Source organism: Arthrobacter sp. NPDC058288, assembly GCF_042880995.1.
Taxonomy (GTDB): domain Bacteria; phylum Actinomycetota; class Actinomycetes; order Actinomycetales; family Micrococcaceae; genus Arthrobacter.
The window spans coordinates 89941-112919 of sequence record NZ_JBHVYH010000008.1; the positions used below are offsets into that span (position 1 = coordinate 89941).

The following is a 22979-nucleotide window of genomic DNA, read 5'->3' on the forward strand; positions in this document are numbered from 1 at the left end:
GGGCCGTGCGGCCCGACGTGACAAGGCTAACACAAAAGCTGAGTGGATGCTCAGTTTTTAATGAAACTAGACTGGATTCCATGACTAAGAAGGCGAACGCACGCTCAGGCCCGCGCGGCCCCTACGCCAAGACCGCTGAGCGCCAACGGCAAATTCTTGAAGCCGCCGTAGAGGTCTTCGGGTCACGGGGCTACAACGGCGGCAGCATCCAGGACGTCGCGGACCGGGCAGGGATCAACCAGACCACGCTCCTCCACCATTTCCCCACCAAGGCTCAGCTGCTCGTGGCGGTGCTCGAGTACCGCGACCGGATCTCCACGAGCACCCCGGGCACACGGGAGCGGTTTGCCGAAACCATCGTGCGGCAGGCGAAACACAATGAGCGGATTCCCCACCTCGTAGAGCTCTACTCCGTCCTCTCCGGAGAAGCCACGACTGAGGACCACCCGGCCCGTAACTACTTCGTCCAACGCTTCGCCCGGCTTCGGAAGGAATACAGTGGGGAGCTGCGGTACCTCGCGAGCATTGGCCGGCTTCGGCCGGGCGTCGACCCAGATGTCGCGGGCCCTACCATCGTGGCTCTATGGGAAGGAATTCAAACCGAGTGGCTCCTCAATCCTGACACCGTGGACGTGCCCGGCATCCTCAAGGGCTACCTCGACCTGATCCTTGTGCCGGAAGAAAATGCAGGGTGGTCATCTGGTACCGAGACCCCCGTGGAAGCGCTGAATACACTTTGAAGACGATGCTTCACTAATCGGTTCCCGATAGAGGCGGCCGCCGTTCCCCGCCACGGGGCCACGGCAACGCCGAGAATGGATATTCGGTCAAGTAGCTATCGGGTAATGCCACGAAGCAGGAGCCGTGTGAGGGTTCCCGCACGCCTTGCCCGTAAAAGTTTCTCTGAGGTCGCCTCGCCCTAGAGCAACGTTGGACAGGGTGACGGGGAGCGCGGGCAAGTTGCGGCGCCGGTCTGGCGTCAGAATAGCGCGAAATTCCGCATTGTTGACGGTGGCTCATGATGTTCTCAGATCCCACCCTGACAGTTGGAGGGGCAGGAAACCGAGCTGCGGTAGCCCGAGAACTATCAAAATAGTCCGAAGAATCAGGTCTTGATGGAAGTCGCTTAGCGAAGGGGCGGGTGATGTCACCTCCTGCGGTTCGTCAGGTGTCTGAGAACCAGGCCGGAGCTCCACCTACGGGGCAAGTCTTCCCACGTCAGGCGCCCCGACGTCAGGTTGGGGTGTAGTCGGATCTGACGGAGGTCCAAGATGAAAGGCGCGCTGGCGTGTGGCCGATGAATGCCAGGACTCGCCGGTACGGGCCTACTACGGGGCCAAACCTGCCAACGACTTATCGATGCTGATTCGCAGAGTCTCCCCGACCATCATCTCCTGTTTTCTGGACTTGAGACCCGTCACCCTCGTATAAGAGGACTCTTCCTCTCCCTTCGTCCAGTTGCACCCAGAAAATGCTAGCTTCGTCGTTGATCGCGTCGACATATCCGGTTCGGTAGTAGTCGTTAGTACGCTGGACTGACACTCGATCACCGATGTCCAAATACACCCAGTCGTCACTGCTCATTTGTTGAGAACATTGGTTCGGTGACAATTAGCACTCCGGATATGTGAGGTGGTCTGGCGATCAGCTTTGCTCTTCCAGTGCTGGCCTCGGAGCCTGTGATTTCCCGCTGTCATCAATGTGCACGTGGCGGGACAGCAGACAAGTTCGGTGCCGCCAGAGTGGCGGCACCGAACTACTGTCGTGAGTCATCAGCTTGGTTGGAGCAACAGAGGCGTGGAGACCTGAGAGGTTGTTGTCCTGAGTCCTATCGATGCATCTTGTTAATCAGGGCTTCTTCAACCGGGCTGCCCTAAGTCGGCCTCTCAGCACAGGTGCTTACTAGCCCTTTACTCCTGATTGGGTAAGGCTTTCAATGATCCACTTCTGGGCGATGACGTAGACGATCAGGGCTGGCAGGATGGCGAGGGCCGTGGCAGCCATGATGATGTTTACTTGGCCGGTACTAAACGGGCCCCGCATAAGGACGAGGGCCAGGGGTAGGGTGGCCGAACCTTGGCTGTTGAGAAAGATGGAGGGCAGGAAGTACGCGTTCCAACTGGCGAGGAAGGTGATGACGCCCAGGGAGCTCAGGCCGTTTTTGACCAGAGGGAGCGCGACCAGCCGGTAGGTCTTCCAAGGCCCGGCTCCATCGATTTTCGCAGCTTCGATGAGCTCCTTGGGGATGGTGAGGAAGAACTGCCGCATCAGGAACACGCCGAAGGCTCCTGTCACGTAGGGAAGGATGAGGCTCCAGGGCGTGTTGATAAGTCCTAGGTTTCTCATAATAAGAAACAGCGGAATCACCGTGACTTGGATGGGCACCATCAGAGATGCCAGCAACATGACGAAGAGCCCGTTCTGACCAGGAAATTTCAGCCTGGCAAAGGCATAACCTGCAAGCGGCGCTGTGATGAGGAGCCCAAGAGTAGTGACGATAGCGATAAGTGAACTATTAAGCATGTTGGTTAGCAGGGGCAACGGGCCGTTGACCGCTTGGGAGTAGTTGTCCCACCTAAACTCAAGGGGTATCCAGTTTGGCGGCAGGTCATAGGCGTTTTCCGGCGACTTCAAGGATGTAACAAACATCCAGACGAACGGGGCGATCATGCCGATTGCTCCCAATGCCAACACAGTCATGGAAAAGATGCGCCCTACAGGGAGTGCGCGCCTTTTATCCGGCCGTGGCGGGGCCGAAACGTGTGGCTTTGTGGCCGTCTCGAGTGTCCTACTCATAGTGCACCCACCTCTTTCGGAGTCGGAATTGAACCAGCGTCACCAGAAGGATGATCACGAATAACGTCACGGAGATCGCTGATGCATACCCGATTTGGAAGTCGTTGAAGGCCCGTTCGGCGATGTACATGACAATGCTTCGTGTTGAGTCCCCAGGGCCTCCGGCGGTGAGAACGATGATTGATTCGTAGATTTGAAACGCGCCGATGACAGTGATGGTGATATTGAAGAAGATTGCTTGGCTGATCATGGGCAGGGTTACTTTGCGGAAGATTGTTATTGGTCCCGCGCCGTCGATCTTGGCAGCTTCTTCAAGCTCGCCTGGCACTTCCTGAAGGGCTGCCGTGTAGATGAGCATCGCGAACCCGATGTTCCGCCAGACGTCCACGATGATTACGCTCCACCGCGCTTGGGCATCATCTGTGAGCCAGCTCAGAGGTTGCCCTCCGAGCGCCTGGATGTAGTAGTTGATAATGCCTGTATCCCGTTGGAAGAGTGCCTGCCAAATCAGGGCGACGTAGACAAGTGAGACGAGGGATGGGAAGAAGTACACGGACCGGAAAACGACGGTCATGAAGCGTGGCATTCGCTGGTTGATGAGAACAGCGAAGATCACGGCCAGCACGTTAATGAAGACCACGGCTGCGATCACGTAGATGATGGTGTTGAAGTAGACGGTCCCAAGACGGGCATCGGAGAAGAGTCGTACGTAGTTCTGAAAGCCGACGTAGGTCGGACGCGAGATCACATCGTACTTTGTGAAACTGAAGTACAACACTGCGGCAAGGGGCCCGAGTACAAAGATCAGGAACCCCAGCACGGACGGAGCCACGAACCAGTAGCCGGTAATGGCTTCCCTGCGGCTGGACGGGCTTCCTTTCCGGATGGTGCTTTGGGCCCGGAAAGGAAGCCGTGTGCGGACGGTGGAGATAAGGTCAGCCATTCCCGACCGTCGCCTCGACCTCGGAATTGGCTTTCTCAAGTTCGGACTTCACGTCTCCACCGGCCAGGATGGTGGCAAGTGCCCGCTGGAAGGCCGGCTCAAGCGAGGTGAAGAATGCTGGGGCCGCGACAGGCTTGGCGTACTCAATGGTGTCGTACAGGTACGTGGCGTCGCGGTGCCGGCCGAGGAACGCTTCTGAAGTTGCCGCGGTGCGAGTTGTCGGATTTGATGTGCCGAGCGTTGCCCACGACTTCTGAACGTCTTGGCTTCCCAGTTCTTTGAGGAGTTCCCACGCGAGGTCGCGGTTTTCTGTGTTTTTGTAAATGGAGAATCCTGCTGCTCCGAAAACAGTAGCCTTTTCGGTTTTGTTGGGCATGGGGAGAATACCAAACTTCAGGTTCGGGGAGCCCTTGATCAGGGTTGATGAGAGGTTTGCCGGCGCGGCCACCATGGCCACTTTTCCGGCCGTGAAGAGATCGTTGGCCTCAGTTCCTGCCGGTTCCGGTGCTACGCCATCCTTTACCAGGCTTTGAAGGAACTTCATGGACTCGATCGTTTCCGGGGAGTTCAATGTGGCTTTGGTCAAATCGTCGGATGCTAGGGACGCCCCGTTGGAGTAGAGCCACGGAATGTAGGCAAATGTGTAGTTCTGCAGGCCAAAGCCATACGTTTTTTCGCCACCTTGTCCACTGGTCAGTTTTTTAGACACCGCGAGGAACTCGTCCCATGTCCAGTCATCACCTGGCCGTTGAACGCCCGCCTTTGCGAACATGTCTTCGTTGTAGTACATGACCATGGCGTTCCAGTTATTGGGCAGCAGGTAGGTGTCTTCGCCCTTGGTGAAGCCCTCAAGAAGGTTCGGGTCGATGTCGGCCACGAGGTCTTTCACGGATTCATCCTGCTTGACGTAGTTCGTCAGCGGGAGGAAGAGGTCCTTGCTGAGGCCGAATTCGACCCCCTCGGTGGCGATGTTGATGATGTCAGGTGCGTCGCCGGAGGCCACCGATGTCAGGATTTTGTTGATGTAATCACTCCAGTTGACGACCTGGGTGAAGTTGTTCGTGACCTTGACGTTGGGGTACTTCTTGTTGAAGCGTTCAATGGCCGCCTCGTAAACGGCCTCATCACCTGGATTTCCCCAATTCGAGATGGTCAGACTTGCCTGGACGCTGGATTCCGGGGCCCTGTAGTCCCCCGATGGGCCCTCGCTCGTCCCGCCGGCATCTCCGCCGGCGCACCCGGCCAAGAACAGGGAGGATGCGGCTGCCAGCGCCGCCATCCGAAATAGTGCATTTTTTTTCATTCCCACATCGTGCTCCTTTGCATCGTGCCCTCTCCGCGGTCAACGCGGATCTGTCACGTCATTGTCTGGGACAGTGCTGGTCGTTCTGGGCAGGGCCTCGTGTTCCCGGCGAACGCCTACATAGACGAGGCTTCATGGTTCCAGACGTACATTTGGCCGGGCCGCGCGGTGCTAAATGCATTTAGCGGCGAGAATGAGTGAACCAGCTCACGTCTTAGGTTGTCAAGAGATTTCGGTCCGCCTTTTCAGTTCCGAAGTAGTACGGCAGGGAAGCGCCGCCGAGCCCTCTTCCGAACACTGAGGCGGGTTGAAAGGAGCTCGAGGAAGTTTGGCGGAATCGGGGCCCTGGAGGGATAGGCAGGACGGGGGTTGCTTGGGCCTCCGGCCGGTTTGTAAGGCGGGGGTGCGGAGCTATCGGCCCATTATGAAAGTTTCCTGCCAGCCTCTTGACCCGCGTTCGGGGACCTGCTTATAGTCGGCTAAATCCATTTAGCACAGCGATGGATCGAGCGTTGCGAACGAAGAAGGCGCTACAGGGCCTGTGGGCTTTGAAGTCATTTATGCCTGCGTTCTAGAGGTTACGGAGCCTGCGCCTTCCGTTTCACCCCCTACTTATCACTTGCCCTGAGGAGGGTTCATTGAGTGTTTTGGAAGTTGCCCAACTGTCGACCAAGGACGGTTCAGGGGCTGCATTCGAGTCGGCATTTTCGGAAGCGAAGCTCCTTATTGAATCGGCTCCCGGCCACATCGAGTCCTCGCTGACGCGGTCAACTGTTACCGGCGAATATGTGTTACTCGTCCAGTGGCGGACGCTCGAGGATCATGTCGAGAAATTTGTGTCATCACCTGACTTTGCGAAGTTCCAGGGCCTCATCGGTGAGTACCTCGCCGGAGAGCCGACCGTCAAGCATTTTCAAGAACTCTGAAAGGAACACTTACGTGAGCACTATTGCGATCATGGGCACCGGACTCATGGCAAGCGCCCTCGGCGAGGGCTGGACCAAAGCAGGGCACCAGGTCCACATTGGATCCCGCTCCCCTGAAGAGGTTAAGAACGCAGATCTCGGCTACGAACCAGCGGTGATCGGCGATTACCGTACTGCCCTGGCCGATAGCGACACGGTCGTCCTGGCCATTCCCTTCACAGCAGTTGCCCCCTTCGTTGAGGAGCACCGGGAAGCCCTGGCAGGAAAGACCATCATCGACATATCCAACCCCTTCGATGCCCTGCCGAGCAATGAGCTGGCCGGTGCCGAGTACACGGCGAAGGCGCTGGGGACTACCGACGGTCTCGTTGCAGCCTTCAAAGACAACTTCGCGGCAACCGTCAACGCACCTGGCGCAGCGGACGGTAATCGCCCGGATGTGAAAATCGCTGGCGACGATGACGAAGCTAAAGCTGTAGTTGCAGCACTCGCCGCCGACTTGAACCACCGTGTACTTGATTGCGGACCACTCCACAATGCGCGGCTCATCGACAGCATGGTCTCACTCATGCTGATTCTGGACCGTACGTACACCGGTTTCACGATGAAGACCGGCTGGCGGTTCACCGGTCTCACCGAGAACTGACCACTAACAGACACGAGACAGATGATGAATAGTTCGAACAGCGCAAACACCGTAGAGTCCGTAATCCTGCCTTGGGGGGTTGCGAAATGGCTGATCACGGCCGACCAAGGGGCAAAGATGTCACTGGGCGAGGTCATCGTGCTCCCGGGCCAGTCCCATGAGTGGCACAATCACGAGGACAGCGACGAAGTTGTCTATGTCGTTTCCGGGCATGGTGCTTTCACCGTCGGCGAAGGAAACCGGATTCCGATCGGCCCGGGGGACGCGATCCATATTCCCGTAGGCGTCTTCCATGACTCACATAACACCGGGTGGGCACCTCTGCACCTGCTGGTGATGTACAGCCCGGGCGGGCCCGAAGGCTTTACCCCAGAAAACGCCCACGAGCTGGCACCCGCTGGAGCACCCCTGACCATGCGGACATCAGTTGAAGAAGCATGACCGCGGCTGAGGCGCGCGGCAGTGAACCAGCAGGAGAAATCATGATGCGCCGAAGCATCGATGTACACGCACACATCGGCAAAACCGTGGCGAACAATATCGGCCAGACAGTGGAGCAGATGATCCAAAGCATGGACGCCGCCGGGGTTACTGAATCCTTGTTGTCCCCGGCCGCCGCCGACCGTCAGGCGGAAGGCATCGTGAACACGCGGCGCATGAACGACATTGTCGCGGAGGCTGTCAGGAATCACCCTCAACGGTTCCCTGCCGGGCTTGGCCTGGTTGAACCCAGGCACGAGGAACTGGCCGTCGAGGAGCTCGTCCGATTGCTGGATGACCTGAATTTGGCAGGCATCTCTGTCCATCCAATGCTGGAAGGCTACTACCTGGACGTCCCCCTGCGGGTAGATCCACTATTTGAGGTCCTGGACGACCGGCGGGCTCTTTGCCTCATGCATTGCTCTCCTGATCCCGGCTCAGGGGAGTCACCACGTGCCGTGCGCGTGGCTGCCAGCAAGTTCCCAAACGTCACGATCTTTCTCGGCCACGCGTTCCTCACCCCCCAGCAGCAGGCCGAGGCGGTGGAAATAGTCAGAGATTTGCCCAACGTATTCTTCGACGTGGCCTACCAGTCAGATCCGCGGATGACTGAGTCCCTTGTCTCCGCGGTGGGCAGCGAACGCGTCGTTTTCGGGAGCGACGCACCTTTCTACGACCTTGGCAAGGTATTGCAGTCTGTCCTTGACGCCAACATCACGGACACGGAAAAAGACAACATCCTTTTTGGAAACGTCCAAAAAGTCCTCGACACGCGTGCACAGCTGCACCGCGGGACACTGATCAAGTAAGAGAGACAACCATGTCAGAAAAAAACCCAGTCCGGCTCGGGGTCATCGGAGCCGGCTACATCGCCGGTGTTCACGGCGTCGCCGCAGCGGGCATCCAGGAAGAACTGCAGATCGTAGCGGCGGCGGATGAAAACTTCCAGGCAGCCGAAGCGATAGTTGCCAAGTACGGGTGGGGCAGGGCATACGGCAACGTTGCAGCGATGCTCTCTTCCGAACAGTTGGACGGCGTCATTATCGCCACCTGGCCCAGCACACACCTGGAACTGATCCGCCAATGCGTTGCAGCAGGTATCCGATACGTCCTTTGCGAAAAACCCTTCGTCCTCACGGGGGCGGAAGCACTCGAAGTCTGGAACCTGGCCAAGGAATCCGGCGCCACCATCACCGAAGCCTTCATGTACCGCCACCATCCTGCCATCGGACGAATCGACCGCATCCTGGCCGCCGGCGAGCTGGGCAAGCTTGACCACGTCCGTGCCAGCTTCACCTACGTGAATCTTGCATCTGAACTGGGCATCGATCCGAACGACCCGAACCGTCCATGGCGGTTCCGCGCGGACCAGGGGGGCGGTGCACTGTACGACATCGGCGCATACGCCATCAATGCTTGCACGCACGTAGCAGGTGCCGTACCAACACGTGTCGCGGCCTTCGGACGCGCGAAGAACGCTTTCGGCACCAGCGACAAGATTATCGGCCTCATCGACTACGCAAACGACACCGTTGGAATGATCGAGGCAAGTGAGATCTCCGATTCCACCCAGGAACTGCAGATCTCAGGGGACAAGGGGACGCTTTATCTGCCTTTCACCTGGACGATCTATGACGAGACAGAAATCTCGATCCGCAGGGCCATCCCTACCAGCCACCGGGACCCCGAACGGATTTTCAGGACCCTTGAGGACCGGTACGCCGTCGCGAAGTCAAACGCCTTCCAGGATCAGTTGCTCAACGTCGCCGAGGTCGTGCGTAATGATGTGAAGCCCCGCGTGGGCCTGGCTGAGACCGTCATCAACACGGTCACGATGGAAGCCCTGGCCCGTAGCCTGAACGAGCGGGAAGAAATCGACGTAATGGTCCCCGACGATGTAGCCGAAGCCTTCCTGAAGGCCAAAGCGGGGCAGCCGGGCATCTGACGATGGGGGATAAGGAAGTATTGCCCTTCTGGCTGGGCACTTCTTGGAAGATGAACAAGACCCTGAGCGAGTCCGCGCGATACGCGGCACATCTCAGGGAGTACGTGAGCAGTTCCGCCAAGAGGGGAAGGGAATACTTCCTTATCCCACCCCACACCGCGATAGCGACAGTGGCCGCTCAGCTTGACGGCAGCAACATTCACATCGGTGCTCAGAACATTCACCATGAGGAGAACGGAGCGCACACTGGTGACATATCTGCAGGAATGGTCGCTGACGCCGGCGCCGTGATCGTCGAAATTGGCCACCAGGAACGTCGGCGGGATCACGATGAAACCGATGCCCTCATCAACGCAAAAGTACTTCGTTCCCTCGCCTGGCGGCTGCGGCCCCTGGTTTGCATCGGTGATACAGCAGAGGACCGCCACTACGGAACTCACTTGGAGGCCGTGCGCCGACAGGTGAAAATCGCACTCAACGGTCTGACCGCAGATGACCTGGAGAGGCTCCTCCTCGCCTATGAGCCTGCGTGGTCGATAGGGATCAACGGGGTTCCTGCGGCGCCTGAACAAATCGCGGAAATGCACTCCACGGTGCGTGACACGCTGACCGAACTCTACGGTCCTGCGGCCGGGCTGGTTGTTCCCGTGCTCTACGGCGGAAGCGTCACCGCCGACAACGCAGCGGACCTCGCCCTGGTGCCCGGAGTACATGGTCTTTTCGTTGGTCGTGCAGCACTACAAGTTGAAGACTTTATCGAAATCAGCAATGCCGTGAGCTCCTCCATGGCCTCTTCTCAAAGTTAGGCAGATAAACAATATGGCCGTTATGACAAGACAGCAGATCCGCGACCGGTTTAGTGCCAAGGTCGCCCAACGCAGCCCCCTTATCCTCGGTGGTGCCGGAATCGGGCTGGTAGCGAAAGCAGCAGACCTGGCAGGCATTGACGCAGTGATGGCCTACAATACCGGGCCGTTCAGGATGGACGGACACGGGTCTCTTTCCGGATACCTCGCTTATGGGGACTCAAACGGCATAACGCTGCAGCTCGCGCAGCACATACTTCCCGTCGTGAAGAACGCCCCCGTGGTTGCGGGAATAGGGGCCGCAGACCCCTATCGCAACATCGATCAACTCATTACCGCCCTTATGGAGGTCGGATACTCCGGTATCACGAATGTGCCGACCGCGGGCATCTACGACGGGGTTTTCCGTCAGCACATTGATGCCACGGGTCTTGGCTACTCCAAGGAAATCGAGCTGATCGCCGAATGCAACCGCCGCGATATTTTCACGATTGCTTATGCCTTCACACCGGAGGAGGCCGCCGCCATGGCCACCGCAGGCGCAGATGTCATTGGGGCTCACGTCGGTCTGACCATGGGCGGGTTCATCGGCGCCGGCGACGTGCCGGACCTGGTAGAGGCCAGTGAACGTGTGGCGGCGATGACCGCGGCAGCAAAGGCGGCACGGCCTGACGTATGGGTCGTGGCACACGGGGGGCCCTTTGACGAACCGGAAAACGTTCAGGCTGTTTATGACCGAGTCGATGTCGACGGGTTCTTGGGAGCATCGAGCATTGAGCGTTTGCCGGTAGAAAAGGCCATCACGGAGACAGTCGAGGCATTTCGGTTGCTGAAGCTTCGAGAGCGGTGAGCATGCCAACGGCAGTGCTCATAGGCACGCTCGACACCAAGGGGCGCGAATACGCTTTCGTACAAGAGCGGCTCCATGGGGCGGGAATCGACGTTGTCATCATCGATGTCAGCATCCTGGGAACAACCCCGGGCTTTGCGCCCGACGTCACCGCCGAGGAGGTCTGCGAAGCCGGCGGTGCCAGGCTCGAAGACCTTAGGTTCGCCCGGGAAGGCACCGACACGCGGGCTGTCGCCATCGAGACTATGACCCGCGGGGCTGCCTGTCTGCTCCGAAAGCTCGTCGACGAAGGTCGCTGCGACGGCGTGCTGGGTCTTGGGGGCTCGGGCGGCAGCGCTCTGATCAGCGGCGCCATGCGGGCACTACCCCTGGGAGTACCCAAGATTCTCGTTTCGACAATGGCTTCCGGCGATGTCAGCGCCTACGTGGGGTCGAGCGATCTTTGCATCATGCATTCGGTCACCGACATTGCCGGTCTGAACCGCATCTCGAAACCCATACTAGCCAACGCCGCCGGCGCCCTGGCTGGAATGCTCACTTCCAAAAAGCACTCGGTGCTGACCCAACCCGAAAAACCGGCCGTCGGTGTGACGATGCTCGGAGTCACGACACCGGGGGTGCTACGCGTCATTGAGCGTCTTGAAGCCGCCGGCTTCGAACCAATCGTGTTCCATGCAGTGGGCTCCGGCGGAAAAGCGCTCGAAAATCTCCTGGAACAAGGAGTAATTACCGGGGTCGTGGACTACACAGTGAAGGAACTGACAGACGAGACATACGGAGGCATTTTCCGCGCCGGCCCGGACCGTCTTCGGACAGCGGGGCGAAAAGGGTTCCCCCAGGTCGTAGTACCCGGGGCTATAGAAGTGCTGAACTTTGGTGCCCTTGCGAACGTACCCCCGGAGTTCAGCGACGGCAGTCGCCCGATAGTGCAGCACAACGCAGAGGTCACAGCCGTGCGGATCAATACCGACGAGCTGGTAAATGTTGCTGGAATACTGGCACAACGCCTCAACCAATCCACCGGCCCTACCTGCGTAGTCATCCCGTCAAAGGGCTTCGACAGCTACGCGGTGGAGGGAGGACCGTTTGCCGACCCCGCCGCAGACGAATCTTTTATTCACGAGCTTGAACGCCGCCTGCGCCCAGACATCGAAGTAGCAACGGCTGCTACACACGGGAATGATCCGGCATTCGCGGATCTCGTCGCCGATGCATTCATCCGCATATCGCATCCAGCACAACAGCAGTGACCCATCCATCTACTGAAAGGAAAGCCATGGTTGACAAGACTGGTTGGCGAGTAATCGTTGGGGCAGATGAGGCAGGAGTCCAGTACAAAGATGCAATTCTTCAGGACCTCAGCAATGATCCACGCGTGACGTCCGTCGTTGACCTCGGCGTCCATGAGGGTCAAACAACCCCTTACCCCGAAATAGGCATAAAGGCCGCCAGTGCCATCCTGGATGGAAAAGCAGACAGAGCAGTGCTCGTCTGCGGAACCGGCATAGGGATGGCCATCAGCGCAAACAAGGTGCGGGGCATTCGCGCAACCACCGTAGCGGACAGCTTCAGTTGCGAAAGATCCGTCCTGTCCAACGACTGCCAGGTACTTGCACTCGGCCAGCGCGTCCTTGGACTGGAACTGGCCCGCCGACTTGTGTCCGAGTGGCTTGGTTATAGGTTCGACAACTCCAGCTCCTCCCGACAAAAAGTAGCCGTCATCGAAGATTTCGAAGCATGTGGCGACAGCAGTGCAACTACAAGCTAGTCCCGCACTGGGGAAACAGGATGGCGCCCGCACGTGGGACCGATGAGTCCTTTGCAATGTGCAGCCGCCAGCAACCATGATCATCGACCCGCTTCACCCCCTTCAGCGGCTGCAGAAGCAAGCGACCGCTCGGGTCAGTGTCCAAGCCTCTCTCGCGCATCTGGTGTCGTCTGCCAGGACAAGCTGATCTCACGAACGACGAGGTGTAACCAGACACAGAATTCCGGCTGAATGTAAAGCTGAAGTGCTTTGGTGGCCGTCGCAGTGGACCTTGTCGCTGCACACAGCAGGGGCAGAAACGCAGGGATGTCGGGGGGAGCCGCATCGGGGCTTAGCCCCCAAAAGGGCTCTTTGCCATGATTTAAGGCCGTTCGAAATGCGCCAGATCGCCGTCGTGACGCCAAATGGGACTGCCCTTTGTTACGGGTGCGGAACCGGTTTGGGCGAAAGCTTCCCGAGGCGCCCTACAGCAGTCTCACCCCGAGGTGACATTCCCGGCCGTACTCTTCAGCGCCCGGAAGCAAATTCACCATGGTCAAAAACACGTTCCCGTCTACACGTAGTCCAGGACCGCTCTAATCGTTCATGGCTATCTCTCAGTAGCGGGGGAGCGCGTACGAAGAGCAGCCACAGTAAACATTGCCTTGATAAATGCGTTTAGCATACACTGGGCTGGGTCCAGCGTATGGCGCAGCGTGAAACGAAGTCGTTTTCACGATAGGACGGCTCGAGGCCGCACAGGAGACTATGAGAATGAACGCACGTCGGCGGCCAAGTATCAGGGATATCGCGGATGCGGCCGGGGTTTCGCCCGCGACAGTGTCACTCGCCCTCAACAATGTTCCCGGTGCGAGGATCGCTGATGCGACTCGTCTCAAGGTTGAGCAGATTGCGGCTAACTTAGGTTATGCCCCAAATGGCCTCGCACAGGCATTACGAACGAATCGCTCCCATACTCTGGCGCTTATCAGTGAGGAAATCGCTACCGTTCCATATGCCGGTCGCCTTATCCGCGGCGCTCAGGAGGCAGCTTCTAAGCACGGCTGGCTCATGCTAATCATGAGTACGGGGGGAGCAAAAGACGTAGAAGACAGAGAAATCGAAGCTGTCTGGCGGCACCAGGTCGACGGGGTGATCTATGCCGATACAGCGCATCGCATTATCGACATACCTGACGCTTTGGACGGGAAGCCCATATTCCTAGCGAATGCAGAGGCCAGCCATGGTGACTACTGGTCCGTTTTTCCTGACGAAATCCAGGGCGGGTATATAGCAACCCGCGAACTTATTGATGCGGGTCACACGGAGATTGGATTCGTAAGCACTGCCATGGACATACCGGCGCGGATGGGCAGACTCCAAGGGTACCGAACGGCGCTGGAGGAGTTCGGCATTCGTTTTGACCCAAACCTGGTTATGGAAGAGGCGTCCTCCTTCGCTGAGGACGGCTACCGGGGCGCTCACAACCTTCTCGCCAGGAGTAAGAGGCCGACCGCGATCTTCTGCTTCAATGACCGCATGGCTATGGGAGCTTACCGTGCGGCCGCGGAATTGGGGCTACTGATCCCCAAGGACTTATCCGTCGTTGGGTTCGATAATCAGGAAATAATAGCTGAAGCCCTGTCGCCGCAGCTGACTACGGTGGCCCTTCCGTACTATGAGATGGGGGCAATGGCTGTGGAAGCAGTGATCGCGGAACTTCAGGACGGCAACACCAGCAAAAACCCCGGAGCGATCCCAAACTCTCTCATCAATCGTGACTCCGTGCGGTTGCTCTGATAAGCCACGGACGTCGGCTGCGGACTCAGTCCCGCTGGTCCTGAGGACGGGCTGCTCAAACTGCAGATCGTCGTCAACCATTACTCAGTGGAGGTATTCGCGCAGGACCGCAGGGTGGTCCTGACTGACCTCACCTTTCCTGAAGCCAAGCGAGCTTCGGTGTGTTTGTTGTCGGTGAAGCATGAGACATCATGGTCTTTCCGGGAGCCTGTAGAGCACCCTGGTCGATCACCCTCCACCGTCGCCTATGGGCTGAGGCGCCTGAGTGTAACCACGGGTTGCTGACCTCGATCGGTCGCGACCACTACGCCTTGGAAAAGAAACACCTTCAGAGCACCGGTGTTCATCTCGTTCCCGGTGCCAGGGCCGTTGGCCGGCCTAAGCCTGGAGAAGTTAGGATTCGAACCCGGCTGGAGGATCTGACTGAGGGCCAGCGAAACCGGCTGGGTGCGGATGACCTTGAGAGAAGGGTTCGATCACGCCGGAGCAGCGCGATCAGAGCTTGTTCCAGGCAAATCTGCTGACCGCCCTTCGAGCATCTTAACGGCCTACGGAAGCTTGACCGCATCGACCGCCAGGACGTCTTAACCTTCGTCCTGCCTGGGACGCCACCCCGACAGGACGATAAATACGACGTCCGCTTCACCCAGCAGTTCCTCGTTATCGCTGCGGACATAGCCGTGGCGCTGCTCCTCGGATGGACTCGGGCATCATGAGTGGCCCAGGAACTCAGGACGACTGGGGGGCATGCTGAACGAGTTGGTTTCGGTTGAGCCACCTAAGGTTGCGTTAAGTCGCATTCCTGGACCTGGCCGTACGGGACGTCCTCACTGAGGGATACCGAAAATCGCCAGAAGTCGTGCCGGGTTACCAGAATCCCTAGCTGGGCGTCGATGGAAGCCAAAGTGTGGGCGAAGGACACGGCGCTGTCGAGTTTACTATCGCGCTCCTCAAGGGTTGTTACAACGAAGTCTGCAACGAGCTGTTCATCTTTTGCAGTTAGGAGTTGCTGAATTGCCATGATTTTCCTTTACTCGTAAAAACTCGACTCTGACGCAAGTCTCAGAGCGTATTTAGCCATGTGAGTTGCGACCCGTCTTCAACAATCAAGGGTCCGAGCGCTTCGTTGAACTTCGCCCCATAGCTCGCGTTGATATGAGCTTCAAAGGAAGCAGCGTCCGCGTATTCCTCGTATACAAAGAATCGCTCGGGGTGTTCGGTCTCGCGATGCGTGATGAAGTGGATGTTTCCCGGTTCTGGCGCACCTGGTGCGCCAGGTCATTGAGGAGACTCTGCACTGTGTCGCCATTTCCTGGCAATGCTGTGAACTCGGCATAGAGGACTGGGCGCTCCTGGCCAGCGGGCATGGTCGTCGATAGATTGATCTCCTTACGATTTGTTGTCTTCCTGATTGGGTCTGAAAGGCGCCTTACCTGCCGCTACGCTGTCCTGCTGTTAACTGGACTAGTATGCTCCGCTCATTTTTTGGAGCCGGGAATTGCCTGTGGAGCGGTCGCTTTTTGGGATGAGGCAGGGGCTTTTACCGTTCCTAGCTCGGCCAGCTGTGGAGGATTGGCCCCGGCACGGGAGCATGTCATTCCCGATGCCCGTATCGCGTAGCGCAACACCGCTACTAGCTGCTCGTGATCAAGGTTCATAAGGCGGTCACGCCTAGACGGGCCAAGAAGATCCAACTGGTTCAGCGCAGCGATCAGTGCGGCCATGAATGAATCACCGGCCCCTACGGTGTCCGCCACGACTATGGAATCTGCGGGGAGTTCGAGGCGGAATTGATGGGTGAGGGCAATAGGCCCGTGAGCGCCCCGGGTAACGACGACAAGCGCTGGCCCTCGTTCCAGCCAGTGCTGCATGGCCAGATCAACGCTCTTATCCGGGTACAGCCAGCGGAGGTCCTCATCACTGGCCTTCACGACGTCGCTGATGCCGACAAAGAGCTCGGCCTGCTGTCGGGCGAAGCCCACGTCCTGGATGATACTTGGCCGGCAGTTGGGATCGTAGCTGATGGTTGCCATGTCCTTGGCGTCGTGTAGCAGAGTGTACGCTGTGTGGGCGCTTGGCATGAGCATTGTTGCAATGGAGCCGGTGTGTAGATGGGAGGATGTTTCGATGCTTGCCCATGCTGCAAGTGAGGCGCTTGAAAGGTCCCAGTCAAGGGAAAATTTGTAGCTGGCACTGCCATCGGGGCCAAGGGTGGCTGTAGCGGTGGATGTGGGCGCAGTTCCACCGGTGACGATTTCCACGTCGTTGTTGGCCAGGTGATCGAAAATAGACTGACCGTGGTGATCTTTGCCGACATGTGTAACCAGACGGGTCTGCACTCCCAGTCGCGCGCAGCCCACGGCAACGTTAAGGGGACTCCCACCGACGTGGTCGGCGATGGGAGTGCGTTGCTCTGACTGAATTCGATCGATGAGTGACTCACCTATTACTGTGAGGACGTTGCCCCCTCGGTCGGGCTCGTGCAGTCCTGGGAATGCCATGGTTGGGACAATCCTTCTTTGTTTGGCGGGCGGGATGATTAGTATTGCGGTGCCGGGCTGCCTTGCATGCGTTGAAAGTACCTCTCGTTTGCGTGCGGTCTTATCGGCAGCCCGGGAACGAGAGTCGCTGGACGTGACCGGGGGAAGCATCTGCGAGCAAAACGCGAGTGAGTTGGACGGATGCGGCGACGATTATCGCTCGCATCCGTCCAACGGGGTTTAGGACGTGCGTCAGGTCGTATGCTCAGGCGGAAAAAGAACACCTGCCTGGGAAAACCTTTGCCTGGTTGGGGTTTTTACCTTGGCCAGCGCTGCTGGGCGCCGGGAAGCTGCGGAACCTTTTGGTTGACGCTGTCCTGGTACCAGTATGCCGTCGTTGAGATGTCGTCGCTGCGTTCGAACAGTCCTCCGTGGTCCCATGTACCAATTTGCTGGACTGTCACACGGAGCCGTTCCTGGAAGTAGATGGGGTCCGGGATATGCCAGCGGTAAAGGCCGTGCAGCGGCGGCATTCCGGGATGGAAGGGGGCGGCCTTGGTCCGGTCGACCGTTTCGTGGAATGGGTACCCGAAGTAGGGGGCGTTGAAAGTTAGAACTTCAGGGTCCGGTACGGTTCGCAGCTCGTCCTGGAATGCCCAGGCGCCGCCGGCATAATCTTCGAGGCCTGTGCTGCAAAGGGTGGGGTGGTCGGTGTCGCCATCGACGTAGAACTTGACCTCACCTTCGCCCCACCAGTACCGCTGCAGGGATGCAAGGGCGACGTAGGTGCCGAGGTAGCTGCCGCGGCCCTGCACGCCGTCGAGAATGACGTGATCCTCGCCGTGCGGAAGATTTCCGTTTGATCGGCGCCATTGGGCGTGGAAGTACATCGCGTCTGCGATATCGTCCCCGACGGTGTAGTCGATTTGGTAGAAGAAGTGGGTGACTTCTCCGCCGTGCTGGTTCTCGATCGTGATGCGTGCCCCTTGGCGGAACGGCATGGGTATGAAGCTGTTCATGCCGCCGGTTGGAGCAACGACAATGGGCTCGGAAGTTACCAGCGCCCGCTGTGCAAAGCCGTTGCAGAAGAAGTCTCCCAAGGGGACCTCGACGCTCGGGATTTCTGAATTGTCCCAGTACATCCGCAGGACGAGGTCGCGCAGGACGAACGGGCCGGCATCGGTTTTGTGGTCAACCGTCAGCCAGATGTGGCGGATTACTCCGGGTCCTTCGATTTCGGCCAGCGTGGCCGTTTCACCTGAAGGGATGTTGATCCAGGCGGATCCCTTGCGGCCGGGGCCGAGGTTAGAGGAGGCTTTTGCGCCCTGTCCTGGCATGCCGGTGAAGTTTTCGGCGTTGATGGAGCGGCTGCTGACGCCCGGAGGCATAGTGGCCCATTGGATGGTCACGTGGGTTCCTTTCGGTGGAATTTTCGTAGCCGGAATGGCTTACTTGACGGCTCCGGCTGCGACGCCACGCACTAGGGTGCGCTGGAAGAGCAGGAAGAAAACGAGGGTTGGCAGCAATGACAGGAGCGATCCGGCGTTGAGGACGGTGATGTCGATGTTGTGCTGGCCTCGGAGTGTGGCCAGTGCGATGGGGATGGTCTGGGACGACTGATCGGCGAGGAGTACGACGGGAATGTAGAACTCGTTCCAGGTCCAGATGAAGAAGAACACCACCAGGACGGCCAGGCTCGGTCGCAGGATGGGCACCAGTACCTTCCAGAGGATTTGCCACCGACTGGCCCCGTCCAGTTGAGCTGCCTCGATCAGTTCTTTGGGGATGGCGCCCATGACGCTGGCCAGAAGGTATGTTCCGTATGCCGCCTGCAGGACGGAGAAGACAATGATGACGCTCCATACGGTGTTGAAGGTTCCTGTGGCTTGGGCGCCGTAGAACAGCGGGTAGATCAGGGCTTCATGCGGGAGCATGGTGGCAACCAGCAGTACCGCCAGGACAATCCCGTTGGCTTTCACGCGGCCCACTCCCAGCGGGTAGGCGCTCATCAGGGAGAGCACCACTGCAATCGCTGCCACCAGCAGTGAAGTGATGACCGAGTTCCAGAAGGCCTGACCGAAGTTGACCCGGCCCAGGTAGTTAACGAAGGCGTCTACTGAAAAGGATGTCGGCCAGCTCAGCGGCCCGTTGCTTGAATAGTCCTGCGTGGATTTGAAGGCATTGAGGATGATCAAGCCAAAAGGCGCGAAAATCGCGATGCCCGCGATGACCGCCACGGCAAGCAGCACCCACTCGCTGGGCTTGCGGCGCTGAGTTCGGTTGTGCGCGGGCTTAGGCGTGAAACTCACTTTTTCCCGGGTTTGCGTGGTGCTCATTGTGCTTCCTGCCTGCGCTGCCACCACAGCATGAGCGCTGCAATGGCAAAAATAACAAGGGCCATGACGGTGGAGATGGCCGAGCCGTATCCCACCTGGGACAGTTCGAAGAAGTTGCGGTAGGCGTAGTAGGACGGGACGACGGTTGATCCTTCCGGCCCGCCCCCTGTCAGGATCAGGATGGGGGCGAAGACTTTTAGCGCGGCCACGGTGGCTGTCAGCACGACGATGAAGATCTCGGGCCGGATAGGGGGCACAGAGATGGCCAGGAATTGGCGCCACTTGCCGGCACCATCCAAGGCAGCGGCCTCGTAAAGCTCGGGGTCCACCCGGGATAGGGCTGCCATGAAGATGACCAGCGGGTAGCCGATCTGCAGCCAGATGAGCATCAACATCACCGCGTAAATGGCGAGGTTAGGGTTTCCCAGCCAGTCCGGACCGGATACCCGGATGGACTGCAAGAACGTGTTGATGGCGCCATTGGATGGGTCCAGGATCCAGCTCCACATGAAACCGGCGACGGCGATCGGCAGAATCTGGGGAAGGTAGTAGGTGGCACGAAGAAAGCTGGCGATCTTGGGACCAAAGCGCCGGCCGATTGTCTCGGTCAGCAACGCCGCCAGGAGGAGGCCGATGATGGTGGGGATCACGACGATGGCGATCACCATGAAGATCGAATTGCGGAGCGATGTCCAGAATTCGACGTCGGCGAACAGCGTGACGTAGTTGTCCAGACCGTTCCAGCGCATCGGTGCTGCCCCTCCTTTCCAGCGGAAAAGGGAGAAGTAGACATTGGTTCCAAAGGGGATACCGACCACGGCCAGGAAACCGATGAAGATCGGTATGAGGTATAGCCAGTAGCCGCTCGGTCGGCGCAATCGCGGCGCCAGTCCATTGCTCACGGCATAATTCCATTCGTTGAGGGGGATTAGGTGTTGTCCGGGACGGGGCACAGCTGGAGATGCTGCACCCCGTCCCGGGAGTGCTAGTTCTTCGTGCCCTTGTCGTAGAACGTCTGCAGGGCATCCAGGTACTGGGAGGCCGTTTCGTTCTTGTTGGACATTGCCTGCATGTGGTTCTGGATGAAGTCCAGGAACCCGGGAACGGGGTAGTCCGGGTAGAACGAAAGGGTGTCTGCCTTCACCACTTCATTGAACTTTTCGGTCAGTTCCTTTGTAAGAGGGTCAGAAATGACATTAATGTCTCCTGCCAGCGGCAGGCCGCCCTGCTCTCCGATAAGGTTCTGGACCTCAGGGCTGAGCGTGGTCTCGATCCAGTCATAGGCGAGTTCTTTGTTCTTGGACTTGGCAGGAACGCCCCAGAGATGCCCGGAGGAGCCCATGGAGAGGTTGGCGCCAGGCATGATGAAGAAGCCCCAATCGAACGCGGCGTCCTTTCGGATGCGAGCAAACATGCCGTTATTCCACGGCAGCATTGCGGCCTTTTCCGAAAGGAAGTTCACTGTGGCCTGCTCGAAGGAAAGGCCACCCAGCTGGTCACCCACATATCCCTTGTCGATCCATTGCTGGAAACGCTCCGTTCCGGACTTCCAAGGACCGGATTTGAAATCGACCTCGTCTCGGATGAACATGAAGTCGTCGATGTCTTCACGCGTGGCTTCTGCAGAGACCAGTGAGTACCAGACCCACATCTGGTTGAAGCCCTGGCTTGTGCTGGCCGAGCTGGAGATGGGCACTTCGCCTGCCGCTTTCAACTTGTCCATGGCGGCTTCGAACGAGGCGAGGTCGGTTGGCAGGTCGGTGATACCGGCTTTCGCGAACTTCGCTTTGTTGTAGTAGAAGTACACGTATTCGCCGACATTCGGGATGCCGTACCAGTCGCCTGAACCGGCTTTGCCTTCCTCGTCGTACTTGGCGAACGCGGCCATGGAACCGGAGACTTTCTTGTCCCAACCAAACTGGCTGACCGCGTCGTTGAGTGGCTCGAGCAGACCTTGGGAGGCGAGCTGGCCGCCATCGGCGTTGCCTTTATTGAATTCAACGACGTCAGGGACGTCGTTACCGCTCAAGAGAATTTTGGCGTTCTGCCGGAACGCATCGAAGCTCGTCTGCTGAACGTCAACGGTCACATCCGGATGCTTCGCCTTGAACAGCTCGACCGCCTTCTGCCAGCCCTGTCCCTGCGGCGTGGTGGGATCTTCGTACTGCAGAATTTTGAATGTACCGCTACCGGATGACCCACTCTGCTGGCCGGACGGGTTGCATGCGGTAAGAGCCAAGGCGCTGACGCTGAGCGCGCCAAGGCCAGTAAGGACCTGGCGACGGGAAATTGCTCGCATGGTGCGAACTCCTCTCTGAGTTGTTAGCAGATGCCCCTAAGGGCAGGACTGCATGTCCGTAGCAATAAGCTCGGATTCTTTGTGTTAAAAAGGGGGTTAGGTCCGTGGTGGGCCGACGGACGCCCGTTCTACTAACGGGCAATGGGCAAGTTGTGAGGTGACAGGGCCGGGTTCCCCGGTTCCCTGGCTGCGCTCAATAAGGCGCCTTGCTGCCCAGGCCCCCATGTCGTGGTGAGGCAACTGGACGGTGGTCAGCCCGGGCAGAAGGCTCTCGGCAACAAAGGCGTGGTTATCGAAACCAACGATGGAAAGGTCTTCGGGAATCCGCAAACCCAACTGAGCGGCGGCCTGGTAAACGCCGAAGGCCAATCTGTCCGAGAAGCAGAAGACGGCGGTGGGCCGATTTGGCCTCGATAACAGTTCCAGCGCTGCTTCCTTTGCCGCCGCGGCTGTAAGTTCCTTGGCGAGCACATGAAGAGAAGGATCCGGCACGATGCCTGCGGTGCGCAGAGCCTCTTCGTAGCCCCGCCTGCGTAAAACGGTTGCTACGTACCGCTTGTCGTCCAAGTTGCACATGGCAATGCGGTGATGGCCTGCCTCAATAAGGTGCCGGGTTGCGGTAAAGCCGCCTCCCGTTTCATCAGGCACGACCCAGTCCGACATGGAGGGGTCTTCGGGGCGGCCGTCCAACACCACTATTGGCAATGAACGAGGCACACGCGGCAACGTCACTATGGCGTGATAGTCAGGCGCGATGATCAACCCTTCAATGTTCCGCTGAAGCAGGGCCTTCACAGCAGGAGCTTCGAGCCCGGTCATTCCTACTGTGTCGATGAGCATCAGTAAGTAGCCGAATTCGGCAGCGACTGTTTGTGCGCCAGCGACCATCGGTCCTGCAAAAGCCGTAGAAGCCACACCATCGGAAAGCAACCCGATAGTCAGTGACTGCTTGGTTTTCAGGCCCTTGGCCAACAAGTTCGGGACATAGCCGAGCTCCTCAGCAACGGCTCTGATTCTTGATGCAGCCTCTGCGTTCACGCGACCATCACCACGGTCATTGAGTACGAGCGAGACGGCAGAAATTGATACCCCAACTTCTTTTGCAATGTCCTTCAGGGTCACCAACGACATCGTTCTCGCTCGCCTCCTTTCGAAATGTTGTGTCAATCGTTTGATTCTTTCCATCAATCGTTTGATCCAATACTTCAAACGATTGATGTAACTGTGGATTCGTCAAACGCGTTGACGCAACGGCGTTACCAAAGCGTTACCTGAATCGACGCCGCGCTGGGAGAAGTGAGGGGTGACAAAGGGAGGGCGTGATTCCTGTAAAGACTGCGACCGCCACACTATGGTCGCGCGGTTCGGTATAAAGGCGACCGGAGGTTGCGAAGCCTCCCTGTCGACTCACCCGCTTGACTGCCGCTGATAATTGATATTCCGTCACGCTAGGAGGCGACGAGCGGGGAGGGGCCTCTTCGCTCTTCCAAGTCAGGCCGAGCGTCTGAAAGGCGTGCTTGACTGCCTTCACTGTCTTGGTGTACTTCCTCTGGCGTGCTGAGGCTTCGGGCTGACAAAGCTGTCGCTGCCGAACCTGCGGTACAACATAATGAAGTCCTCGC

The 22979-nt window shown here is 58.3% G+C and carries 23 protein-coding genes; 12 read left to right on the top strand and 11 right to left on the bottom strand.

What is annotated here, in order from left to right; all coding sequences use genetic code 11:
• The first annotated feature begins 80 nt into the window (after positions 1-80).
• Positions 81-740, top strand: a complete 660-nt coding sequence (locus ACFVWT_RS18630) for a TetR/AcrR family transcriptional regulator (RefSeq protein ID WP_028271802.1) — start codon at positions 81-83, stop codon at positions 738-740.
• 1162 nt (positions 741-1902) lie between these two features.
• Here ACFVWT_RS18630 and ACFVWT_RS18635 read toward each other — a convergent pair.
• The 3 genes from ACFVWT_RS18635 to ACFVWT_RS18645 form a co-directional block, all read right to left on the bottom strand.
• A complete protein-coding gene (locus ACFVWT_RS18635) occupies positions 1903-2700 on the bottom strand; it encodes a carbohydrate ABC transporter permease (protein WP_390250406.1) in 798 nt (265 codons plus the stop codon).
• Positions 2701-2788: 88 nt separating this feature from the next.
• Positions 2789-3739 carry a carbohydrate ABC transporter permease gene (locus ACFVWT_RS18640; protein ID WP_390250408.1) on the bottom strand — a complete coding sequence of 317 codons (951 nt, stop codon included), beginning with the start codon at positions 3737-3739 and terminating at the stop codon, positions 2789-2791.
• Entirely contained in the window at positions 3732-5018 is a 1287-nt protein-coding gene (locus ACFVWT_RS18645; protein WP_390250410.1) for an ABC transporter substrate-binding protein, read from the bottom strand. Before ACFVWT_RS18645 ends, ACFVWT_RS18640 begins: the two co-directional genes overlap by 8 nt.
• A gap of 662 nt (positions 5019-5680) precedes the next feature.
• Here ACFVWT_RS18645 and ACFVWT_RS18650 point away from each other — a divergent pair.
• From ACFVWT_RS18650 to ACFVWT_RS18700, 11 genes are all read left to right on the top strand, one after another.
• Positions 5681-5968 (top strand): antibiotic biosynthesis monooxygenase family protein, encoded by a 288-nt coding sequence (locus ACFVWT_RS18650; RefSeq protein ID WP_390250412.1) that lies wholly within the window; start codon positions 5681-5683, stop codon positions 5966-5968.
• Between the two features lie 13 nt (positions 5969-5981).
• A complete protein-coding gene (locus tag ACFVWT_RS18655; RefSeq protein ID WP_390250414.1) occupies positions 5982-6614 on the top strand; it encodes an NADPH-dependent F420 reductase in 633 nt (210 codons plus the stop codon).
• A 24-nt stretch (positions 6615-6638) separates the two neighbouring features.
• On the top strand, positions 6639-7055 hold the full coding sequence (locus ACFVWT_RS18660; RefSeq protein ID WP_390250738.1) for a cupin domain-containing protein: 417 nt from the start codon (positions 6639-6641) through the stop codon (positions 7053-7055).
• A 41-nt stretch (positions 7056-7096) separates the two neighbouring features.
• A complete protein-coding gene (locus tag ACFVWT_RS18665) occupies positions 7097-7903 on the top strand; it encodes an amidohydrolase family protein (RefSeq protein WP_390250416.1) in 807 nt (268 codons plus the stop codon).
• Between the two features lie 11 nt (positions 7904-7914).
• Complete coding sequence (locus tag ACFVWT_RS18670) at positions 7915-9039, top strand: Gfo/Idh/MocA family protein (RefSeq protein WP_390250418.1); 1125 nt, start codon at positions 7915-7917, stop codon at positions 9037-9039.
• Between the two features lie 2 nt (positions 9040-9041).
• Positions 9042-9845 carry a triose-phosphate isomerase gene (gene tpiA / locus ACFVWT_RS18675; protein ID WP_390250420.1) on the top strand — a complete coding sequence of 268 codons (804 nt, stop codon included), beginning with the start codon at positions 9042-9044 and terminating at the stop codon, positions 9843-9845.
• A 22-nt stretch (positions 9846-9867) separates the two neighbouring features.
• On the top strand, positions 9868-10695 hold the full coding sequence (locus ACFVWT_RS18680) for a phosphoenolpyruvate hydrolase family protein (protein ID WP_390250422.1): 828 nt from the start codon (positions 9868-9870) through the stop codon (positions 10693-10695).
• Between the two features lie 2 nt (positions 10696-10697).
• Entirely contained in the window at positions 10698-11945 is a 1248-nt protein-coding gene (locus ACFVWT_RS18685) for a Tm-1-like ATP-binding domain-containing protein (RefSeq protein WP_390250424.1), read from the top strand.
• Between the two features lie 26 nt (positions 11946-11971).
• Complete coding sequence (locus ACFVWT_RS18690) at positions 11972-12463, top strand: RpiB/LacA/LacB family sugar-phosphate isomerase (RefSeq protein WP_390250426.1); 492 nt, start codon at positions 11972-11974, stop codon at positions 12461-12463.
• 747 nt (positions 12464-13210) lie between these two features.
• A complete protein-coding gene (locus tag ACFVWT_RS18695; RefSeq protein WP_390250428.1) occupies positions 13211-14242 on the top strand; it encodes a LacI family DNA-binding transcriptional regulator in 1032 nt (343 codons plus the stop codon).
• 87 nt (positions 14243-14329) lie between these two features.
• Positions 14330-14527, top strand: a complete 198-nt coding sequence (locus ACFVWT_RS18700) for a hypothetical protein (protein ID WP_390250430.1) — start codon at positions 14330-14332, stop codon at positions 14525-14527.
• Between the two features lie 493 nt (positions 14528-15020).
• Here ACFVWT_RS18700 and ACFVWT_RS18705 read toward each other — a convergent pair whose 3' ends face one another.
• The 8 genes from ACFVWT_RS18705 to ACFVWT_RS18740 all read right to left on the bottom strand — a co-directional run bounded on the left by ACFVWT_RS18705 (position 15021) and on the right by ACFVWT_RS18740 (position 22566).
• Complete coding sequence (locus ACFVWT_RS18705; protein ID WP_390250432.1) at positions 15021-15263, bottom strand: hypothetical protein; 243 nt, start codon at positions 15261-15263, stop codon at positions 15021-15023.
• Positions 15264-15304: 41 nt separating this feature from the next.
• On the bottom strand, positions 15305-15487 hold the full coding sequence (locus ACFVWT_RS18710) for a putative quinol monooxygenase (protein ID WP_390250740.1): 183 nt from the start codon (positions 15485-15487) through the stop codon (positions 15305-15307).
• Between the two features lie 233 nt (positions 15488-15720).
• Positions 15721-16743 (bottom strand): carbohydrate kinase, encoded by a 1023-nt coding sequence (locus ACFVWT_RS18715; RefSeq protein ID WP_390250434.1) that lies wholly within the window; start codon positions 16741-16743, stop codon positions 15721-15723.
• 296 nt (positions 16744-17039) lie between these two features.
• Positions 17040-18131 (bottom strand): glycoside hydrolase family 172 protein, encoded by a 1092-nt coding sequence (locus ACFVWT_RS18720; protein WP_390250436.1) that lies wholly within the window; start codon positions 18129-18131, stop codon positions 17040-17042.
• 39 nt (positions 18132-18170) lie between these two features.
• Complete coding sequence (locus ACFVWT_RS18725) at positions 18171-19058, bottom strand: carbohydrate ABC transporter permease (protein WP_390250438.1); 888 nt, start codon at positions 19056-19058, stop codon at positions 18171-18173.
• A complete protein-coding gene (locus ACFVWT_RS18730) occupies positions 19055-19960 on the bottom strand; it encodes a carbohydrate ABC transporter permease (RefSeq protein WP_390250440.1) in 906 nt (301 codons plus the stop codon). The genes ACFVWT_RS18725 and ACFVWT_RS18730 overlap by 4 nt, the downstream gene beginning before the upstream one ends.
• A gap of 83 nt (positions 19961-20043) precedes the next feature.
• A complete protein-coding gene (locus ACFVWT_RS18735) occupies positions 20044-21357 on the bottom strand; it encodes an ABC transporter substrate-binding protein (RefSeq protein ID WP_390250442.1) in 1314 nt (437 codons plus the stop codon).
• A gap of 96 nt (positions 21358-21453) precedes the next feature.
• Positions 21454-22566, bottom strand: a complete 1113-nt coding sequence (locus tag ACFVWT_RS18740) for a LacI family DNA-binding transcriptional regulator (RefSeq protein WP_390250444.1) — start codon at positions 22564-22566, stop codon at positions 21454-21456.
• Positions 22567-22979 lie beyond the last annotated feature (413 nt).